The 531-nt window shown below is 44.8% G+C and carries 1 protein-coding gene; it reads right to left on the bottom strand.

The features are described from left to right. Positions 1-66: 66 nt before the first annotated feature. Positions 67-531 (bottom strand): hypothetical protein (locus R7P74_RS28975; protein ID WP_025638848.1); only part of this gene is annotated, 465 nt, incomplete at its 5' end.

The following is a 531-nucleotide window of genomic DNA, read 5'->3' as shown; positions in this document are numbered from 1 at the left end:
TGTTTTGCATATTTCAACTAATTTACTTTTTCATCAGTCTATTCTGGAGCGGAAAAACTGTCGTCGTTATTCCTCACAGTTTTCTAGAACGATCCATTGTTTGGCAGAAAAGGCTTCTCGGAAAAAGTCCGTCTTAGCGGTTTTCGATAAGAAGTCACTTGGTAATCCATCTCTTTGGTGCTGCCACTTCGCACTTCGCGCTTGCTCGTTGTCTTCGACAGGTGAATCGACAACTTGTTTGATGGTATGACGGATATCAAGGCGAGTTGGAACCGTGTTTCTCGCCAAATACTCGATCACGAGAGCATCATCAGCAAAGTAGTAGTTCATATTGATGGATAAGGTTTCTGAATGGTGCAGTTGACACCATTGTTCGAGCTTTTCTGGCTTGTGCCTAAAGCGCCAATCAGCATCGTGAACGGCAATGAGTTGTCCGTTGTTTAATACTTCCATGGTGCCGATAAAGTGCGTTTTACCATCCCGCTGTAGCTCGAAACTCGCTGGTTGCTCAGTGGAAAGGTTGAGCGTCCA

It is taken from the genome of Vibrio sp. 2033, assembly GCF_033339735.1.
The sequence above is the reverse complement of the archived record's forward strand: the minus strand, read 5'-3'. Positions and strand labels throughout refer to the sequence as shown.